Below are 19,822 nucleotides of genomic sequence, written 5' to 3'. Positions count from 1 at the left end.
TCATATTAGTGCTTGTTTCAGACTAATATTTACTAATAAATTTCATGATCAAGATATATCATAATTAGCTATTTATAATCTAGTAGAATAGGAGACCTTGTTTTCGTCCTATTACCTTTTTTCTTTATCATACTAATTATTAAGAAATGATTTTTCGAAAATCTCCAGTAGGTACTCTAAAGTGATTGGATCACTGTAAGTAGAGGCTTTACTATTTATTTCAATTACATGATCGTTTTTAACTGCAGGGATGTTTTTCCATGTTTCGGTCTCCAAAAATGAACTTTCAGCATCCGGGTTATTACTGAAGATCATATAGTCTCCTGCAAATTCAGATATCACTTCCGTGGAGAGTACATAGATACCTGATTCAAGTGCCATTTCTTCAACTTTTTTAGGCATTTTTAATTTCATTGCTTGATACAATATTTCTGTTCCGCGTGCATAATTATTTCCAAACACATAAATTTCTTTATTACCATTCTCAATCACGGATACTGTTGCATCCTTACCGATTTTTTCCTGAATTTTTTCTCCTGCTGTTTCAGCACGTTCTTTAAAATCATTAACCCATTCTTTTGCTTCGTTTTCTTTATTTAAGAGTTTTCCAATTTCTATTTGCTGTGTTAAATAATCTAATTTCCCCCAAGTGAATACTACAGTTGGTGCAATTTTATTTAGTTTATCAATATTTTTCATCTCGGATCCTGCTATGATTAGGTCTGGTTCGAGTTCAATGATTTTCTCCAAGGTTTCATCTGATACGACTTCTACACCCTCTAGCCTATCTTGAAAAAGGGGATTCATATTGGTCCATTGATCAATCCCAACGACATTACCGTCCAATGCCAGTACATTGGGGCCATTAGAGAGAGCAATTATTCTTTTTGGATTTCTAGGAACCTCAACTGGGCCAATTTCTGATTGATACGTATCCGTTTCTGATTCAGTCTCGGTAGAATTCTTTTCGTTTGTTGTTTCGTTTTTCCCGCAAGCACTAAGAATTAATATGCAAAGGAGCAGGAATGGAAGGAATAACCTTTTCATATAGAAATTCTCCTTACTAATAATTATGTAGATTAATAAACACGTATAAATAATAATGATAATCATTATCAATAAAATCAATAATTCAAATATAATAATAATGATAATCATTGTCAATATGCATTTTTAGATTGCTAAGTTTTTTTTCGTTTTAATCCATTGACAGTGCAAATCAAACTTGTAAATAAAATAAAGAAAAATAAAAGCTTCACATTAGTCATACAAACTCATGAGAAGCCTCTATTTTTATCTCTTGCAGAGAACAATATGGAATAGATTTGTGTAATCCTGGAAAACTTTTGGAGCGGGTATATTTGAGAACATTTAAGGTCACAATAACATACGAAAGTAGGTTCTGAAGCTTTTAATAAAAGTAAAGGCTTCGTAACCGTGCTTTGTTTTGCTAGAATACGAGTTAGTAAGTAATCAATATTTCTGTATATTATTCCTCTGAGTTCACACTAAAAGCCTCTGGAATCATGGTGAATCCTTCGATGACAGTATCCTCTTCCGCTTCAATCATAAGGTAACGTTTGCCGCTTAATTGAACTTGTTTGACATACCGTAAATCTTGCGGACTAATAGAAATGTTAGCTATTTTCGTGTTTATTTTAATCGATTTTGAAGTGAATTTAGGCAAGATGCTACTTGCTTTCATTTCATATTTGTCATCATCAATTATTTTTTTGAAGGCTGATTCGACACTTTGTGCACTTATATCTTCAAGGCCACTCATTTTTAAAACACGTTCAACATCCTTTGAATCTAATGTCGGTTGTTCTTCTTCTTCATTTTCTTCAATCATACGGTTAATTTCTTCATACACACTGGAGAGAGTGGACGTATTTAATTGATCACCTGTCACGTCTTTAATAATTTCCTCAAAGACGATTTTATCATCTTTCGCGGTCATCGTTTCTTCACCATTTAAAACTTCCTCTATGAATTGATGATCAGGCTCATGTACCTTACCTGCAGAATACAGAACGTGGTTGACATCTGCTGCATTATCAGTAAAACAAGGAAATAGAAACCCTGCGATTGGAGCATTGAGGTTTATAATTGGATCAACAACAAAATTGTACTTGAACTCTTTTTCAACATAGTCAAAAAGCAGTTCCTTTTTTGGCTCTTGTGTATTATTTATACTACATAAAATAAAGGGATGGGAGTAAACGGTATCTCGTTCACTTTCCTCAGCTTCTTCATTTCGGCGTTTCGTTGGCTTTAAATATTCTCCTCGAATAAATGTGACAACAATATCCATCTCATATTGTCGGTTTGTAAGCATTTTACTTACAATTTGAAGCATTTGCTCATTCCAGCCTTCCGCATCACTGCTAAGTAATCCTTGATGTAAAATAAGCTGACTGCTATTGTTAACATCCCGCTGAAACTTTAGTTCAAAGAGCTTCTCATCCAATTGGCCGGCTAGTAATTTTTTGAAGTTATTCATAAATAACTCTTGTTGATCCTGGTCAAGCATTTCAAAAGGTTGACTTTGGTAATGATAAATATCACTTGATTCCTTCATAATATAGACATTAAAAATGTCAGAGATTTTGAGTAAATCATTATCTATTTTGAATTGTTTTCGAAGCTGTGCAATATCCTTTTTGTTCATGATTCATTACACTCCTAAGCTACTCTGATTGCATTCCTATGAGAATAATAAACTATTCTCTAACTTTTAGTCATTTCTTTATTTTAACATAATTGATTTAAAGGAATTAAGTAACTTAAGTGTAACGGCAATATGTAACATTTGTATAAAAAATGCTGGCAAGGCGTCAAGTTATGTTATGGAGAATTCTGTCTTTTGTTTAAGTGTAAAAAAACAAATGCAGTCATTTCTATACATAATTAAGAAGAGCGAACATTTGAAGTGATTGTTATATATTTAATTAAAAGGATATTAGCGAAAAGCTAATATCCTTTATAACAAAAGAAGCTTCCATTCCTTAATATATATTTCTTTTAAAACCAGCGAAATTTATCTTTTTCCTGTTTTCGATTTCGATTTTGCCCCTGATTCCGTCCTCGATTTTGGCCAAAGTTCTGCCCTTGATTCTGCTGGCCTAGATTTCCTAAATTTCCTAGATTCCCCTGATTCTGCTCCTGTTCCTGATCTTGTTCCTGTTCCTGATCGGATTCTGCTTTGGCTCTAACTCTTGCACGGGAATCACTATCCACTCTAATGTTAAGATCCACTTTCGAATTACCACTTTTGATAATTTTTGCATTATTAACGTTTTTATCGTTTACGTCAATATCATTATCATTATCTAACTCATTATCGACGTTTGTCTTGTTTTCTGCATTTGCCTTAGCATTTGCCTTTGCATTTTCTGAGTTATCATTATTCCAAAAAGCTACATTGCTCACCTCCTTGGTTTCTACTATTACTATATTCAGGAAAGTGGTGATAGGGTGGACAATATTCATAGTCAACGGCACATTTTGCCTTAAATGATAAAATTCAATGAAGGGAAGATGAATAATAACAGCTCAGACTCTTTCTGTATCACCTTTTTATAGACTTTTAAATTGTTTGAGGAACAGCGAGCATTTCCTATTAAAATACTCCATTCAGATGACGGTATTTTTCAGGAGGAATCCCGACCATTTTTCTGAAAGTAGCTACAAAGTGACTTGTGGAGCGGAAACCTACCTGCACGCCAATTTCACTGATGGTCGCCGAATTGTTTTCTAGAAGAAGTTTTTTCGATTGCTGGATACGCAAATTCACAAAATAGGCATAGGGCGTCACGTGAAAGTTTTTTTGAAACAATGAATTCAAATGGCGCTTTGATGTATTGATAAAGAGAGCCATTTCATCAAGGCCGACATCTGGGTCGGAAAGGTGGGACTTCATCCATTCAATAAGTGAATATAACGTCACTAAGTTATTGGTTTCTTTTATATTGCTTTTATTGGTTTTTCCGTACTTTTTCAAAAGAAGAAGAAATTCATAGACATGGGCAGAGGCACTTATGCTAAAACTTTCAATCGTCTCATCACTTTGCTTTAACACTTTCGGAATGAAAGTAGAAATCGGTGCCTCTTGTTCCCAATGGAAAAAAGCAGATTGATAGAGTCCAAGTGTAATCAGAATATCTTTTGCCATTATCCCGCCAAACGTAAGATAAAGTGTTTCCCATGGAGCAGAATCAAATTGTTCATTTTTATACGAATGTGCCATGTGCGGCAGGAGGAGGACACCTTTATTGGCGGTAAGGTTGATCTGATGGTTTTGAAGCATAATGAAACCTTGTCCGCTTACTGTTTGAATCCAATGGTAATAGGGATAACCATTTGGCCGAGAGATCGTTTCTTGTGCAGGATTAAAGCCAATAGTTTCAGCAAAAAGCGGAAGTATACTTTCATTTAACGGAATGAGAAAGTGTTTTTTCATTGTGAGGTTCCCTTCCTGGAATTGTTGTTTAAAGAGTTCCTTTTTCTTATATCGCTTTCCATTATATTATATATAATCGCACATTGTAATCGTATACAATGTAATTATAATGATACTAAGGAAAAAGGTGATGGGATATGATTAATGAAAAACTTCCTAAAATATGGTATGGCGGAGATTATAATCCGGAGCAGTGGGAAAAAGAGGACTGGGATGAAGATGTTCGCATGTTTAAATTAGCCGGAATCGATGTGGCTACATTAAATGTATTTTCTTGGTCATTAAATCAGCCTGATGAAGAAACGTATGATTTTGAATGGTTGGATGAGCATATTGAGCGATTATATCAAAATGGAATTTATACATGTTTGGCAACTAGTACTGCAGCACATCCCGCTTGGATGGCAAAAAAATATCCAGATGTACTCAGGGTTGATTACCAAGGTAGGAAACGTAAGTTTGGGGGCAGACACAATTCTTGTCCGAACAGTCCAACCTATCGGAAGTATACAGAGCGGATGGCAAACAGGTTAGGAGAAAGATATAAGGATCATCCTGGCGTATTAATTTGGCATGTGTCCAATGAGTATGGCGGCTACTGTTATTGTGACAACTGTGCTGAGAGTTTTAGAAACTGGCTTAAAGAAAAATACGGAAACTTAGAAAGCTTAAATAAAGCATGGAACACACGCTTTTGGGGCCATACGTTTTACGAATGGGGAGAAATTGTCCCACCGAATGCGTTAAGTGAAGAGTGGAATGGAGATTCTACTAGTTTCCAAGGAATATCTTTAGATTATCGTATTTTTCAATCCGATAGCTTACTAGAGTGCTTTAAGCTTGAGCGGGATGTCTTGAAAAAGCATACTCCTGATATCCCAGTAACAACAAATTTAATGGGTACCTATAAAGAGCTCGATTATTTTAAATGGGGCAAAGAAATGGATGTTGTTTCATGGGATAACTATCCTGCTTATGATACACCAGAGAGCTTTACGGCCATGAGGCATGATCTCATGAGAGGCTTGAAAAGCGGCCAGCCTTTTATGTTGATGGAGCAAACGCCGAGCCAGCAGAATTGGCAGCCATATAATTCGTTGAAACGGCCGGGTGTAATGCGCTTATGGAGCTATCAGGCCGTGGCCCGTGGAGCGGATACGGTGATGTTTTTCCAACTGAGAAGATCTGTTGGAGCGTGTGAAAAATACCATGGGGCTGTGATCGAGCATGTTGGTCATGAGAATACTAGGGTTTTCCGGGAAACGGCTGCACTTGGAAAAGAACTGGGAAAACTCTCCGATACATTGCTCGATGCACGTGTACAAGCTAAAGTAGCGATTGTGTTTGATTGGGAAAATCGCTGGGCAACGGAATTATCAAGTGGTCCATCAAAGGCATTGGATTATGTAAATGAGGTTCATAACTATTATGCCGCCTTATTTGGAGAAAATATTTCAGTTGACATGATTGGTGTTGATGAGGATTTAAGCAAGTATGAAATCGTGTTTGCTCCAGTGTTATATATGGTGAAATCAGGGTATGCCAATAAGGTAAAAAAGTTTGTTCAAGAGGGAGGAACGTTTGTGACAACGTTCTTTAGCGGAATCGTGAATGAACATGACATTGTTACTCTTGGCGGTTATCCAGGGGAGCTGCGAGATCTCCTTGGTATTTGGGTAGAGGAGATTGACTCCCTGCCGCCTGAAGTAAAAAATCAAATAGTTATGAAAAAAGAAGCAGGTAGCCTAACAGGCAGCTATGAGTGCAGTTTGCTGTTTGATATTATCCATTCAGAGGGTGCAGAAGTGCTTGCTGAATATGGCTCAGATTTTTATGCTGGTACACCGGTGATTACGTGTAATACCTATGGAGAAGGAAAAGCGTATTACGTAGGAACATGCCCTGATAAAGCGTTTTTAACAGATTTCGTTAAAACGGTTTGTGAGGAAAAGGAAATAAAACCATTACTTGCTGTTCCAAAGGGTGTGGAAGTGACAGAGAGAATAAAGGATGGCTCGTCTTATTTATTTGTCATGAACCACAATGCATCAACAGTGGAATTTGAGATCAATGAAGGCACAGACCTGTTAACAGGCAAGGAATTAAAAGGAGCAACTTCTTTAGAAGCTTATGGGGTCATGATTGTAACAATAGGATAGGCTGCAGTCAGATGTAGTATTAAATAAAGGTCAAAATGGTCACAGCACATAGTTGTGACCATTTTGACCTTCTCTAAAAATCTTATTTATAAACCCTCATCGGCAGGTAAGTTAAAGACTGTCCTGTAGCTGAAGCAGTTAAATGGTTTTCTAATTCAAATCCTTCCACCGCTTCGATGCGAGAAAATCTTTGTAAGAATGCTTCAAGTGCAATTTTCATTTCTAATCGTGCAAGTGGTGCACCTAAACAGAAATGCGGACCATTTCCGAAAGTTAGATGCTTTTTGTTGTTTGAACGATGGATGTCTAAAGAGAATGGATTTTCAAACATATGTTCATCCATATTACATGCACTCATCCATGCAATGATGACATCCCCTTTTTTTAACTCAATGCCCAGTAAATCATTGTCTTGTTTAACTGTACGATCTCTCCTTGACATATGAAAACGATATCGGAGCATCTCCTCGACTGCGTTTGGCACGAGTTCCAAATTATTTCTTAGTTCTCCGTATATTGACTCATCATCATAGAGCAATGAATAAAATGTATTGGCTATCGCATGGCTGGTTGTTTCGACACCTGCGCCTAACAGCAGCATTGTCACCTGCACAATCTGATCATCCGTAAACTTTTCACCATCAACTTCAGCCCGGATTAAGTCAGAGATAATATCATCGGAAAGATTCGAACGTTTTTGAAGTACGATAGGGTAGAGATATTGGAAATATTCCTTTGCAGCAAGCTGTTTTTGACGCTCTATGTCTTCCAGCCTTTCTTTGTCATAAGGTTGGAAAAGGATATCAACCCATTTTTTGAACTGATCCCTATCTTGTATCGGTACACCAAATAAATCTGCTATAACTAGACTTGGCAAAGGGGATGCCAAGGCTTCGACGATATTAACAGTGGAGTTTTCCTCGATGTCTTCTACAAGCTCGGTTGCAATCTGTTGAATACGGGGTTCCCAGTTTTTTAAACTACGTGGAGTGAAGGCTGCTGCTAACAATGAACGACTCTTCCTATGTTGAGGAGGATCCAAATTTGTAATATTTATAGGTGAATTTCCTTCTTGTTTGTTATTAGCTCCAACAAAAATGGTTGTTCTAGATCCTTCACTTGAAAAGAATTCATGATTGCTTAACACCTGTTTAACATCTTCATATTTAAACACATTCCAAGTATCCGTCTCTGCATGGTAATAAACAGGCTGATTCTGAAGCTTTTCTTTATACCATTCAATAGGGAAAAATTCTTCTGCACGTGATTGGAAATTTGTGATTTCGTTAACAGGAATTACTTCTTTGATCATAATCTTCGTATTCCTCCTTCAAAATGATAAACACAACCTACTCAATACAGACAAATTAAAAGCTTAATACTTTAAGTGCTCTATCATCATTTTCACCTTACTCTAATCAAAGTAATTTATAAAGAGTAAAAAGTAATAAAGATCGTTAACCCTAGATCTGATCCCAGAATATGTAATAGGTCATGAAGCCTACATATGAAGTGGGTTTGTTTTACTTATTCAAATAAAAAAGCTACATGATTGCTTAATATGATAAAATTTAAGGGTTTAAATAACTGATTATCAGAAAGGAGAAGGAATCTTGTCTCTTTCGTTATTTATACTCGGGAGTTTAGCTGATGAAAATAGTCACCCATATAAATTAAAGAAAAGATTATTAGAATCACTACCTATAGATAAAATGAGTGAGGGAAAATTCTACTACAATTTTGAGGCGCTACAGAAAAAAGGTCTTATTGAGCCTGTCGAAACAATTCAGAAAGAAAATCGCCCAAATAAAACGCTGTACGCAATTACTTACGCTGGAAGACAATTTCTTGAACAGGAGATTTACAATAGTTTTAAAAATGTTTCAAGGATAGAAGATCTTTATATATCCATTTATCTTTTGAAATATGTCGATTCAGTTAAAGCAGCTTTTTTCTTGGAGGATGCTATAGACCAAGAAAAGAAACGTTGGGCCAAATATAGGGAAGCTAAAAATAAAGAAGAATTCAAAAGACAGCTTGAACTGCTGGATGTGAAACAGCAAGAGGCTGTACAATTCATTAGCAAACATGCCTTTAGCCAATCCGACGAGAATATTCGCTGGATGGAAAAGCTCTTAACTTTTTTACAAGGGATGGATAAGTAAAGATTAAAAGAGGCAATGCACTTGGAAAGGGAGTAATTTTGTTGGATTTAACTAAGTATCTATCAGGAAAAACTTCTTTGAATGATTACGTTCACCGTATAAATCAAAATGGCGCTTCGTTTCAAGTTCATTACTGGGGAGTCATGCCTAAGCATTATGACAATCAATTACATAAGCATTCCTTTTTTAAAGTATGTTATGTAGTTGAGGGAGAAGGAACATATATAGATAATCATTGCACCTACAAGCTTCAAGAAAACACTCTTTTTTTATCAAGACCAGAGGTTGTACATCAAATAAAAAGCGAGAAGGGATTGTCTCTATTATATGTAGCCTTTCAACTAGTTGAATCAGAGTCAAATGAGATCTGGATAAAAATTATGGAGAAAGCAAAACAATGCACCGAAATTATGTTATATGATGAATTTGATCTGGAAACAGCATTATTATGGAAATCGCTTCTAATCCAAGCAACAAAGCCTAAAAATGAATTTTTTGAAGAAATGCTTTCAACTATTACTTATACCCTTATTACTTCAATCCTTCAAGATTTTGTCCCTGTTTTAAATAAAAGCAATCATAAAAATATTCCTGAAAAGTCTTATATTTAGCCTTTTTCCAAGGTGCGATTGGTCCGATGGTATGGCTTATACTTGCTGAAATATTCCCTGTTCGTTTACGTGGTATTGGAATGGGAATGGCCGTTTTGTTTTTATGGCTTTGCAATTTTTTAGTAGGATTATTCTTTCCAGTTCTTATAGACGGAATCGGCATCTCAGGGACATTTTTCTTATTCGCTTTCTTTGCGATTATTGGAGTCATATATGTAGCGAAAAACTTACCGGAGACAAGAGGATTATCATTAGAACAAATTGAGGATATCTTTAAGAATAATAGGATTAGATCTTGATAATTGTAATAAGCACAATGCTATCCGTAAAATTGTAATACCTTGTGAGTTAGGAAGCAACGCTGCCATTTAGGCAGCCTTTTTTATTGTAAATCGGGTAAACATAAATATCCTTAAGGTAAGTTTGACAGTCTAAACCCCCCTTAATAGAAGTCTTAACCTTTATTTTGTGCTAACAATTGCTAGTCCCTTTTGCTTCATTAGTCGTTGTAATGCTGTTTTAAAACTGGAGAAAGCTTGTAGTTCTTTTACGAATGACAATCCTGACTTTACCAATTCATTAGAGAATTCAGGAGTAAACCCAACTACAAGAACATCAATCCCCATAATCTTTAGGGAGCCGGTTAAATCCTCAATATACTTTCCTAACACGGCTAAATCAGTAATATCTTTAGTAGAAATAGCTGAAAAATCAATGATTGCTGTATCGACACTTGAATTATTCACATGTTGCAAAATTTTGGGTATGATCATTTCGAACCGCTCTGAGATAATCCTCCAGAAAATGGAACTAAAATCGTATGGGGCAGAATGGATGGGATAATAGGGACAGCTATCTGCTCAACAAGTTCTTCTAATTCTTTTACTTTTTTTGTAAGTTCTCTTATTGTATCTTGCAACTCTAATTCTTTTGTTTGCGTATTCATAATACCCTTGCCTATTAAAAAATTAATTACTATTATTTCTTATACTCTTTACCCTAACTTGTCATTAAAATATACAAATTGTTTGCATACTCAAGTGAAAGAAAATTCAGTATACAAAGGTTGAAACAGAGAATTAATTGATAAGTCAGCTTACCCTTAGAACTGGCTTATGTTTGTTTAAATGGCGGTTAAATCCGATCATAAAATTTTTCCATGGTATAATAGTCATGCTTTTTCTCACGTACAATATAACGTTCCATTTTATTATACCACTACATAAAATACGTTAAGAAGAATGATCAAAAATTTTGGTTGAATAAATTTAAATTAATTTACTTTGTTAAAAAGCAGAAGTAAAGATCATAAAATAGAGGTGTTTTTACGTGTTTGTTACATTGTTACTTCCAGTGGTTATACCTTATGGGAATCCGTGTACAGCTCCAAATCCTAAAGCCCATGCCTTTAGGAAAGCAAATTTTTTTAAATGGGTTGATACAGTAGAAGATGAATACGGTAAATACAAGAATGTGCCATTATATATTTTTGAGAATGTAGAGAAGCATCAAAGTACGCTTATTACCGGTATGCAAACTTCGGACCTGCCTTTGACACCTTAATCCATCCTTATTTTTTCCTAATGTGTAGAAAATAAAAGGTGCTTTAATGAATAATCCCTTTCTTCTGACAAAAAATAAATAAAGAGTTGTTAGGAAGGGGGATTGTAAGTGCAATTTGACCGTCAAAGAGACATTAAAATTACAACACTGTTTTGGATTGCTTTATTTGGCTTATTTCTAACCACGGTTTATTCTGGCATCATTGTAAATCAAGGGTTACGAACGATGAGAAAAATTGACTTTATTTACTATCGAAATAAAAAAGAAGCTGAGAGGGAAATGAAACCTTAATCATATAAAGTTATTCGCTGCCTGGACTCGGTCAGGCGGCTTTTTATATATGAATAAATTAAGAGAAAGAAGTTGCTCTTCAAATAAATGAAAAATATCTTAAATTTAGAAAGAATTGTGAATGCAAAAGGGTTTTGATAAGTTTCTTAGAATACTATAATAGGAAGTAAGGTCGAAACTCATTCTAGGAGGAAAATCATGTCCCATACGGAAGAAATGCATCCAAAACTCGGTCGAGTTATTAAAAATATAGAACAAGTTATTGTAGGGAAAAGAGATGTAAGTATCTTAAGTCTTGTTGCGTTATTAGCAAATGGCCATGTATTACTGGAAGATGTACCAGGTGTTGGGAAGACGATGATGGTACGTGCTCTGGCAAAATCGGTCGGAGTCGAGTTTAAGCGAATTCAATTTACACCTGATTTACTCCCATCAGATGTAACAGGTGTTTCAATATATAATCCTAAAGATGTAAGGTTTGAATTTCGGGAGGGGCCGATTTTTGGAAATGTCATCCTTGCAGATGAAATTAATCGGACGTCTCCGAAAACACAATCAGCTTTGCTTGAAGGGATGGAAGAGGGAAGTATTACAGTTGATGGTGTTACTCGTGTACTTTCTAAGCCTTTCTTTGTAATGGCGACTCAAAATCCAGTAGATTACGAGGGTACCTATCCTTTACCTGAAGCACAGCTTGACCGCTTTCTATTCAAACTAAGAATGGGTTATCCATCAAAGGCTGAGGAGTATGAGGTCCTATCCCTTGCGGAAAAAGAAAGACCTATTCATAAAATTGAAAGTGTGATCACGAAAGAAGAATTAGTTGAACTTCAATACGAAATCCAGCAAGTCTATGTAGATGAAACGATTAAACATTATATTATTGATATAACAAGCAAAACAAGGAAACATCCTTCTATTTACTTAGGAGCCAGTCCGCGTGCATCAATTGCCTTAATGAAGGCAGCTCAAGCCTATGCCTTTATTACTGGCCGTGATTATATCATTCCTGATGATATTCAATATTTAGCCCTATACTCACTTCCGCATCGATTAATCTTAAGGTCAGAAGCAAAATTTGAGGGGAAAACCGCTGAGCAAATTGTTGGTGAAATTATTGATAGGACGCCTGTGCCTGTGCAAAGGTCGTTAAGTCGTTAATGAAGGATCTTCTTAAGAAATTTAGTGTTGGTTGGAAGCTGGTTTCCCTCTTATTACTCACGTTAGCGGCATTCAGTTATGCAATGTTTCAAGGAGGATTTGTCAGTTGGTTTCTCTTTTATAGCTTTTTTCCTTTTGCCATTTACTCACTCTTGCTATTGATCTATCCAATTCGTTCATTTAAGGTTACCCGAACAGTCAACCAAGAGCAATTTACTGTAGGTCAAAAGCTTGTTGCAACGGTGTCGATTAAAAGAAAATTCCCATTTCCTTTATGTTATCTCTTAGTAGAGGATGTCCTTACCGAACGGCTTCATGGCAGTGAAAAGATAGAAGAACCAAAGAAACTCTTTTTCCCTTGGTTTAAAAAAACCATTTCCTTTAGCTATGTACTAAACCAAATTCCAAGAGGAGAGCATCACTTTACGACAATCCGCCTTAAAGCGGGGGACCTCTTTGGTTTAATTGAAAAAGAAGCATTCTTTGAAGTGGAAAATTATTTTCTCGTTTATCCGTCGTTTGTTGATTTAGTCTATCATCCGAAACGAAAACAATTCGAGCAAGGTGCCTCATCAAGTTTGGCGAAGTATTGGCAAGATTCAACAATGGCCGTTGGTGTGAGAGAGTATCAGCCTGGTGATAAATTTGCTTGGATTGATTGGAAGGCTACAGCTAGAAGGGATTCCATTATGACAAAGGAATTTGAGCAAATGCAAAGTCATGATGTCGTCATTTTATTGGATCGGGTCAAGTCACCGATGTTTGAATCGATGATTACGTATACTGCTTCTTTAATACAGGCCATTATCAAAAGCGGAGCCCGTGTTGGCCTGGTCTCAATTGGAAGCAGCAATCAGGTCTTTCCTTTCCAGTCTGATGAGCAGCATGTTCGAAACCTCTATTACCATCTTGCAAAGGTTGACTGTGATAGTCAAGAACCTATATCGTTCGTTTTAGGTAAAGACTTAATAGGTGCGGATTTGAAATATGTCACGAATATGATTATCACTAGTCAGCTAACAGTTGATTTAGTTCGGAAGCTGGAGTCTCTTTTAAGAAAGCAACAAACCTTCATGCTGTTTGTGATAAAGAACAGTTATAATGGGATCTCAAAAGAAGAAACGGTATTAATTGAAAGATTAAAGAAGCTTGATATTGTTATCAAAATTCTCAGCAGTCAAAAATCGGATAAAGAGTTTAAAGAGGTGAGAGGATCATGAATACTCAAATCTCGCCTGATCGTAAAACATTCGCCTTTGTTTATTTTTTGTTTACGTTTATGTTACTGTGGGAATGGTTAAGACCTCTTCAAGCATTTACCGATACAGCAAATACATTTATATTCGTTTTCTTTATTGGAATAAGCTTTTTATTAACTTTTTTAAAAGCTCCCTGGTATGTAACCATTCCGGTCAAGACCATGATCATCTTATTTATGCTGCACGGACTCTTTTATGAAGGTGTGTTTTTTAGCTTTCTTTGGTTGAAAGATCTCTTTCAGGATCTCATGTTTAACCTTCGCTTAATGCCAAGTGCAGATTGGGTAAACTTGACCTCATCATTCAGATCATTGTTGTTTTTTATTCTTTTATGGTTACTTGTTTACTTAATTCATTATTGGATTCTTTATCAAAAGCGAATCTTGTTATTTTTTGTGCTGACACTCATTTATATAACCATATTAGATACTTTTACCCCGTATTATGCAACACTAGCCATCATTAGGACTGTGTTAATCGGATTTTTTATGCTTGGAATGCTTTATCTTGATCGATTAAAAAAGGTCGAAAACTTAAAGATGAAGCGGTTAACCTCTTTGCGATGGATCTTGCCGTTATTTGTGTTTATTTCACTCTCAATTGTTCTCGCTATTTTAGCACCAAAGGCTTCACCTCAATGGCCTGATCCAGTTCCTTATATTACCGCAATAGGCCGGGAAGGTGAGGAAGGCGGTATGCAGAAAATTGGTTATAGCCAAAATGATGAGCAGCTTGGCGGCGGATTTGTTGAGGACGATACAGAGGTGTTTACACATGTTTCATCTGATACGCAATATTGGCGGATCGAAACAAAGGATGTGTATACAGGAAAAGGTTGGGAAGCATCCGATCCTGAGGCTGAGTTAGAGGAAATAACAAATTTTAACGAATTAAATTGGACGGATGAACGTGTGGAGACGAAAAGCTTGAAGTCTACGATCACGTTAAATAATAGCTATCGCCACTTACATGTGATGTATCCTTTGGGATTATCAGCAATTGATACAGAGAACGAATTATCCTTTTATTTAAATCAAAATACGGAATTGATTACTCCGTTTAGGAAAAATGAGGGGTCAAGGCAGGAGTTTATGTCCTATGACATTAGCTATGATCTTCCATCTTATCCTCTCAATGAAATGAGAAAAGAACAAAGCTATGCGAATGTCCCAGAAAGTTTTATCGAAAGGTACACCCAACTGCCTGAATCTCTGCCCAGCCGAGTAAGAGATCTTGCTGTTCGGATTTCTGCAAATGAAGATAATCAATTTGATAAAGTTAAAGCAATTGAGAGTTACCTGGGATCAGAAGAATTTTCCTATGATAAAGAAGATGTTGCCATTCCTGGGGGAGACCAGGATTACGTTGATCAGTTTCTTTTTGAAACGCTAAGAGGGTATTGTGATAATTTCTCGACGTCTATGATTGTCTTGTTGCGTTCAATTGACATTCCGGCAAGATGGGTAAAGGGTTACACTGAAGGTGAATTTGTTAAAAATGTAACGAATACGGAGAAGGAATATAAGGTCACAAATAATAATGCCCACTCTTGGGTAGAGGTTTATTTCGATGGTGTTGGCTGGGTTCCATTTGAACCGACAAAGGGTTTTGTAAATCCATATGACTTAACATTTGATTATAAGGCTGCTGAGGAACAAGAGCAGGAAATTGAACAAGATGAGTCAAGTGTAAAGGAAGAGCAAGAACAACCGCAAACACCTGAAAAACCAGAGCAAGAAGAACAGGAAGAGAATTCTGCATCTAAAAATGAACAAGGCAGCGGAGGCTTTTTAAACATTCGCTTGGACAGTACTGCTTTATATATCACATTAGCGATTATTCTTTTAATAGGGTTAGCCGTTTATAAAACAAGAATGAAATGGCTGCCAATGCTAATCATTCGTAAATACAGAAAACGCACCGATGATCAGGTGTTTTTCCAGGCTTATGAGTCATTGTTAATGCAATTTGATCGATTCGGTATGAAAAGGAAGGATAGCCAAACTTTAAGGGAATATGCGCAGTCTATTGACGATTACTTTCAAATGGAAAATATGACTGTATTAACGAAAAACTATGAACGAGCATTGTACCGCCGTGATAATGCAAAAGATGAATGGACGAAGTCTGTAGAATTGTGGGAAAATTTAATAAAAAAGACATCATCTTGACCATTGTATAAGAAGATTGATAGAATAGAAAAAATTAATAGTTATTCCTTCATATATCCTCGGGTAGAATGGTCCCGAGAGTCTCTACCGGGTAGCCGAAATTACCTGACTATGAAGGCAGAATAAGTTTGCACGTATAAGACTAGAATTCTGCCTTCTTTTTATTTGAAGGACAGAAGTCTAGTTTTTTTGTGAATTCTGTTCGGTTGTTAATTACGAAGACTAATGTGCAAGTGCAGTCATGGGGTTTGACGTCGCGGTTTTGACTGCCAGCTCCAAGAACGTAAGCTTGGGTTGTCTTATTTGCTTTAAATTGAGCAAGCGATGTGCTTGTGCTTTTGTTTCTAAGCCATAGGGTTTTGAATAAATACATTATTTTGCAGTGATAATACGTATGAGGTGACGACATTGGCAAATATTCAAGAAATGGTAGTTGTTTTAGACTTTGGGAGTCAGTACAATCAATTAATTACTCGACGCATTCGTGAATTTGGTGTTTATAGTGAATTACATCCACATACATTAACGGCGGAAGAGATTAAGCAAATGAATCCGAAAGGAATCATTTTATCAGGCGGACCGAATAGTGTATATGGAGAAAATGCATTCAAATGTGATGAAGCCATCTTTGATTTAGGTATCCCTGTTTTAGGGATTTGCTACGGAATGCAGCTTATGACATATTCTCTTGGAGGAAAGGTTGAACCAGCAAATCATCGTGAATATGGTAAAGCAACGATTGATCTTAAGGCAAAATCTGCTTTATTTGCTGATCTGCCAGAACAGCAGGTTGTCTGGATGAGTCATGGCGACTTAGTAAAAGAGATTCCACAAGGGTTTGAGGTTGCGGCAATAAGCACATCATGTCCATATGCGGCAATGAGCAATGAAGAACGTAAATTTTATGGTGTACAATTCCATCCAGAAGTACGTCACAGTGAATATGGAAATGATTTATTGAAAAACTTCGTCTTTTCAATTTGTGAATGTGCTGGTAACTGGTCAATGGAGAACTTCATTGAAATGGAATCAGCAAAAATTAAGGAAAAAGTCGGCGGTAAAAAGGTGCTTTGTGCATTGAGCGGCGGGGTAGACTCTTCAGTTGTTGCTGTTTTAATTCATAAGGCAATTGGCGATCAATTAACGTGTATTTTTGTTGATCATGGTTTACTGCGTAAAAATGAAGCTGAAAGTGTTATGAAGACATTTACTGAAGGCTTTAATATGAACGTCATTAAAGTTGATGCGAAGGATCGCTTTTTAAATAAATTAAAAGGTGTTTCAGATCCTGAGCAAAAACGTAAAATCATTGGTAATGAATTTATTTATGTTTTTGATGATGAGTCTGCTAAATTGGAGGGTATTGAATTTTTAGCTCAAGGAACTCTTTATACAGATATCATTGAGAGCGGTACGGCAACGGCTCAAACGATTAAATCTCATCACAATGTTGGCGGTCTTCCTGAGGATATGGAGTTTCAATTAATTGAACCTTTAAATACTTTATTTAAAGATGAGGTTCGTGCTTTAGGAACGGAATTGGGAATTCCGGATGAAATTGTTTGGAGACAACCTTTCCCTGGCCCAGGTCTTGGAATTCGGGTTCTTGGTGAAATTTCAGAGGAGAAACTGGAAATTGTTCGTGAATCTGATTATATTCTCCGTGAAGAAATTAAAAAGGCTGGTCTGGATCGTGATATCTGGCAATACTTCACGGTGCTTCCTGATATCCGCAGCGTTGGAGTAATGGGAGATGCAAGAACATATGATTATACAATCGGTATTCGTGCCGTTACATCGATTGATGGTATGACTTCAGATTGGGCTAGAATTCCATGGGATGTATTAGAAGTTATATCAACAAGAATTGTTAATGAAGTAAAACATATAAATCGTGTTGTGTATGATATTACAAGTAAACCACCTGCAACAATTGAGTGGGAGTAAAACACGAACAAAACGAACATTATTTAAAATAATGTTCGTTTTTTATTGACGAGGAAATGTTAGGCTGATAGAATAAAAAAGGAAATTAAATAAGTCGAAATACGTCGTATAATATTGGGGATATGGCCCAAAAGTCTCTACCAAGCTGCCGTAAATAGCTTGACTACGAAGTGTTAATATAGGTGAAAGCTCTCTTATTAACTATTTTGTACGTTAAGCGCTCCGAGGCATGGAGCGCTTTTTGTGTGTTTATATGAGGTTTGTTTAGCCTAGACTCGTTTATTTTGTCTGCATTAGCGCAAGCTACAAAAAAAGGAGGATATTAACATTATGAGAAAGTATTTTCAATTTGACGAATTGGGAACAAATTACCGTCGCGAAATGATTGGTGGGTTAACTACGTTTCTTTCAATGGCTTATATTTTATTTGTTAATCCTATTACACTTTCCTTACAGGCTGTACCTGATCTTCCAGATGCCATGAGAATGGATCAAGGAGCGGTCTTTGTTGCAACAGCTATCGCCGCAGCGGTCGGTTCGTTGATTATGGGTGTTGTTGGGAAGTATCCAATATCATTGGCTCCTGGAATGGGATTAAATGCATTTTTTGCTTTTACTGTAGTGCTTACTTACGGCATCCCATGGCAAACGGCGCTTTCTGGTGTGCTTGTATCTGGATTAATTTTTATTCTATTGACTCTTACAGGACTTCGGGAGACCATCATTAACTCAATACCGGCTGAACTTAAATATGCAGTTGGTGCAGGTATTGGTTTGTTTATTACGTTTATAGGCTTTCAAAATGCTGGAATTATTGTTAATAACGATGCAACTTTAGTTGCTTTAGGTGATTTTCATAAAGGTACAACATTATTAGCTATTTTTGGTGTAATCATCACGATTATCTTAATGATTCGTGGAGTGAAGGCGGCAATCTTTTATGGGATGCTTCTTACAGCAATCACAGGAATGATTTTTGGGTTAATTGACCCTCCAAAGCAAATTGTAGGTGCCGTGCCAAGTATTGCACCGACATTTGGACAAGCTTTTATAAATTTTGATCAAATTTTTACTCTTCAGATGTTAGTGGTTATTTTAACTTTTCTATTTGTTGACTTTTTTGACACTGCCGGAACACTTGTAGCTGTTGCAAATCAAGCTGGATTAATGAAGGATAATAAATTGCCTCGTGCAGGCAGAGCATTATTTGCTGATGCAACGGCAACAACTATTGGTTCTATTCTAGGTACTTCAACAACCACCGCATATGTTGAGTCATCTGCAGGTGTCGCGGCAGGTGCAAGATCGGGTTTTGCTTCAGTGGTAACGGCTGTTTTATTTTTACTGGCACTTTTCTTTTCACCATTATTAGGAGTTATCACACCTTCAGTAACAGCACCTGCTTTAATTATAGTTGGTATTTTAATGGTTTCTGCATTGAAAGATATTGATTGGAATCGTTTGGAGGTCGCAGTTCCAGCATTCTTTACCATTATCATGATGCCTCTTTCTTATAGTATTGCTACCGGAATTGCCTGCGGCTTTGTCTTTTATCCGATTACGATGCTGTTAAAAGGAAAGGGTAAAGAAATTCATCCTATTATGTACTTCTTATTAGTTGTATTTATTCTCTACTTTATTTTTATCGCTTAAGGTAATAAATTAAAGAATGGGATATCATTTCTTCTTAATTTATATAGAAGCTCCTTGTTCAAATAGAATGTTGAACAAGGAGCTTCTATTTTTATTACTTCCATTTATTAAAATTTTTTTATGAAAAAACTCTTGCTAACAGATAAAGAGCATGGTATAGTATAAAACGTTGCTGCTGAAACGGTGCAGTAATAAATGAAAAATAAAAAACAAAAAAATAACTTGACTCAGATGATGAGGTTTGTTATTATAAAGAGGTTGCTCCTGAGAGGTGCAACTGATTATGATCTTTGAAAACTAAACAAAACCAAGCGTGCCAACGTTAATTTCGATTAAAAAAACAACGTACTAAACTAGTACATTTTATGAGCTATATCAAC

The 19,822-nt window shown here is 36.2% G+C and carries 18 protein-coding genes and 2 riboswitches; of the genes, 11 read left to right on the top strand and 7 right to left on the bottom strand.

Annotation, left to right across the window (positions count from 1 at the left end):
• Window positions 1–132: 132 nt before the first annotated feature.
• The 4 genes from WQ54_RS15905 to WQ54_RS15890 form a co-directional block, all read right to left on the bottom strand.
• Window positions 133–1,047, bottom strand: a complete 915-nt coding sequence (locus WQ54_RS15905) for an iron-hydroxamate ABC transporter substrate-binding protein (protein WP_046585360.1) — start codon at window positions 1,045–1,047, stop codon at window positions 133–135.
• A 442-nt stretch (window positions 1,048–1,489) separates the two neighbouring features.
• On the bottom strand, window positions 1,490–2,671 hold the full coding sequence (locus WQ54_RS15900) for a DUF4317 domain-containing protein (RefSeq protein WP_046585358.1): 1,182 nt from the start codon (window positions 2,669–2,671) through the stop codon (window positions 1,490–1,492).
• Between the two features lie 353 nt (window positions 2,672–3,024).
• Window positions 3,025–3,492, bottom strand: coding sequence for a hypothetical protein (locus WQ54_RS31970; RefSeq protein ID WP_052737825.1), 468 nt, complete (start codon window positions 3,490–3,492; stop codon window positions 3,025–3,027).
• A gap of 130 nt (window positions 3,493–3,622) precedes the next feature.
• Window positions 3,623–4,462 (bottom strand): AraC family transcriptional regulator, encoded by an 840-nt coding sequence (locus WQ54_RS15890; RefSeq protein WP_046585357.1) that lies wholly within the window; start codon window positions 4,460–4,462, stop codon window positions 3,623–3,625.
• A 137-nt stretch (window positions 4,463–4,599) separates the two neighbouring features.
• Here WQ54_RS15890 and WQ54_RS15885 point away from each other — a divergent pair, with 137 nt between their 5' ends.
• Window positions 4,600–6,621 (top strand): beta-galactosidase, encoded by a 2,022-nt coding sequence (locus WQ54_RS15885; RefSeq protein WP_046585355.1) that lies wholly within the window; start codon window positions 4,600–4,602, stop codon window positions 6,619–6,621.
• 82 nt (window positions 6,622–6,703) lie between these two features.
• On the opposite strand, the gene WQ54_RS15880 is transcribed toward WQ54_RS15885, so the two are convergent.
• Complete coding sequence (locus WQ54_RS15880) at window positions 6,704–7,933, bottom strand: cytochrome P450 (RefSeq protein ID WP_046585353.1); 1,230 nt, start codon at window positions 7,931–7,933, stop codon at window positions 6,704–6,706.
• Between the two features lie 301 nt (window positions 7,934–8,234).
• Between WQ54_RS15880 and WQ54_RS15875 the strand changes: the two genes are divergently transcribed.
• From WQ54_RS15875 to WQ54_RS15865, 3 genes are read left to right on the top strand one after another with little or no spacing between them, the layout of a single operon-like run.
• Complete coding sequence (locus WQ54_RS15875; RefSeq protein WP_052737824.1) at window positions 8,235–8,786, top strand: PadR family transcriptional regulator; 552 nt, start codon at window positions 8,235–8,237, stop codon at window positions 8,784–8,786.
• Between the two features lie 41 nt (window positions 8,787–8,827).
• Window positions 8,828–9,397 (top strand): AraC family ligand binding domain-containing protein, encoded by a 570-nt coding sequence (locus tag WQ54_RS15870; RefSeq protein ID WP_084822109.1) that lies wholly within the window; start codon window positions 8,828–8,830, stop codon window positions 9,395–9,397.
• A 26-nt stretch (window positions 9,398–9,423) separates the two neighbouring features.
• A complete protein-coding gene (locus tag WQ54_RS15865) occupies window positions 9,424–9,696 on the top strand; it encodes an MFS transporter (protein WP_046585351.1) in 273 nt (90 codons plus the stop codon).
• 162 nt (window positions 9,697–9,858) lie between these two features.
• Here WQ54_RS15865 and WQ54_RS31965 read toward each other — a convergent pair whose 3' ends face one another.
• Complete coding sequence (locus tag WQ54_RS31965) at window positions 9,859–10,170, bottom strand: hypothetical protein (protein ID WP_052737823.1); 312 nt, start codon at window positions 10,168–10,170, stop codon at window positions 9,859–9,861.
• The gene (locus WQ54_RS33680) at window positions 10,167–10,343 is read right to left on the bottom strand and encodes a hypothetical protein (protein ID WP_156177983.1); all 177 of its coding nucleotides are present in this window, start codon (window positions 10,341–10,343) and stop codon (window positions 10,167–10,169) included. The genes WQ54_RS31965 and WQ54_RS33680 overlap by 4 nt, the downstream gene beginning before the upstream one ends.
• A gap of 383 nt (window positions 10,344–10,726) precedes the next feature.
• Between WQ54_RS33680 and WQ54_RS15855 the strand changes: the two genes are divergently transcribed.
• The 7 genes from WQ54_RS15855 to WQ54_RS15825 all read left to right on the top strand — a co-directional run bounded on the left by WQ54_RS15855 (window position 10,727) and on the right by WQ54_RS15825 (window position 19,442).
• Window positions 10,727–10,960, top strand: a complete 234-nt coding sequence (locus tag WQ54_RS15855) for a hypothetical protein (protein ID WP_046585349.1) — start codon at window positions 10,727–10,729, stop codon at window positions 10,958–10,960.
• Between the two features lie 108 nt (window positions 10,961–11,068).
• On the top strand, window positions 11,069–11,251 hold the full coding sequence (locus tag WQ54_RS15850; protein WP_046585347.1) for a hypothetical protein: 183 nt from the start codon (window positions 11,069–11,071) through the stop codon (window positions 11,249–11,251).
• 198 nt (window positions 11,252–11,449) lie between these two features.
• Window positions 11,450–12,412: a MoxR family ATPase gene (locus WQ54_RS15845; protein ID WP_046585346.1), complete on the top strand. Its 963-nt coding sequence runs from the start codon at window positions 11,450–11,452 to the stop codon at window positions 12,410–12,412.
• Window positions 12,412–13,632, top strand: a complete 1,221-nt coding sequence (locus tag WQ54_RS15840; RefSeq protein ID WP_046585344.1) for a DUF58 domain-containing protein — start codon at window positions 12,412–12,414, stop codon at window positions 13,630–13,632. Before WQ54_RS15845 ends, WQ54_RS15840 begins: the two co-directional genes overlap by 1 nt.
• Window positions 13,629–15,842: a transglutaminaseTgpA domain-containing protein gene (locus tag WQ54_RS15835; protein WP_046585342.1), complete on the top strand. Its 2,214-nt coding sequence runs from the start codon at window positions 13,629–13,631 to the stop codon at window positions 15,840–15,842. The genes WQ54_RS15840 and WQ54_RS15835 overlap by 4 nt, the downstream gene beginning before the upstream one ends.
• A gap of 29 nt (window positions 15,843–15,871) precedes the next feature.
• Window positions 15,872–15,974, top strand: a riboswitch (purine riboswitch).
• 267 nt (window positions 15,975–16,241) lie between these two features.
• Entirely contained in the window at window positions 16,242–17,789 is a 1,548-nt protein-coding gene (guaA, locus tag WQ54_RS15830; protein ID WP_046585340.1) for a glutamine-hydrolyzing GMP synthase, read from the top strand.
• Window positions 17,790–17,873: 84 nt separating this feature from the next.
• Window positions 17,874–17,975, top strand: a riboswitch (purine riboswitch).
• A gap of 144 nt (window positions 17,976–18,119) precedes the next feature.
• Window positions 18,120–19,442 carry an NCS2 family permease gene (locus WQ54_RS15825; RefSeq protein ID WP_046585338.1) on the top strand — a complete coding sequence of 441 codons (1,323 nt, stop codon included), beginning with the start codon at window positions 18,120–18,122 and terminating at the stop codon, window positions 19,440–19,442.
• Window positions 19,443–19,822 lie beyond the last annotated feature (380 nt).

This window comes from Bacillus sp. SA1-12 (assembly GCF_000981385.1).
In the GTDB taxonomy this organism is placed as follows: Bacteria; Bacillota; Bacilli; order Bacillales; family Bacillaceae; genus Metabacillus.
The sequence above is the reverse complement of the archived record's forward strand: the minus strand, read 5'-3'. Positions and strand labels throughout refer to the sequence as shown.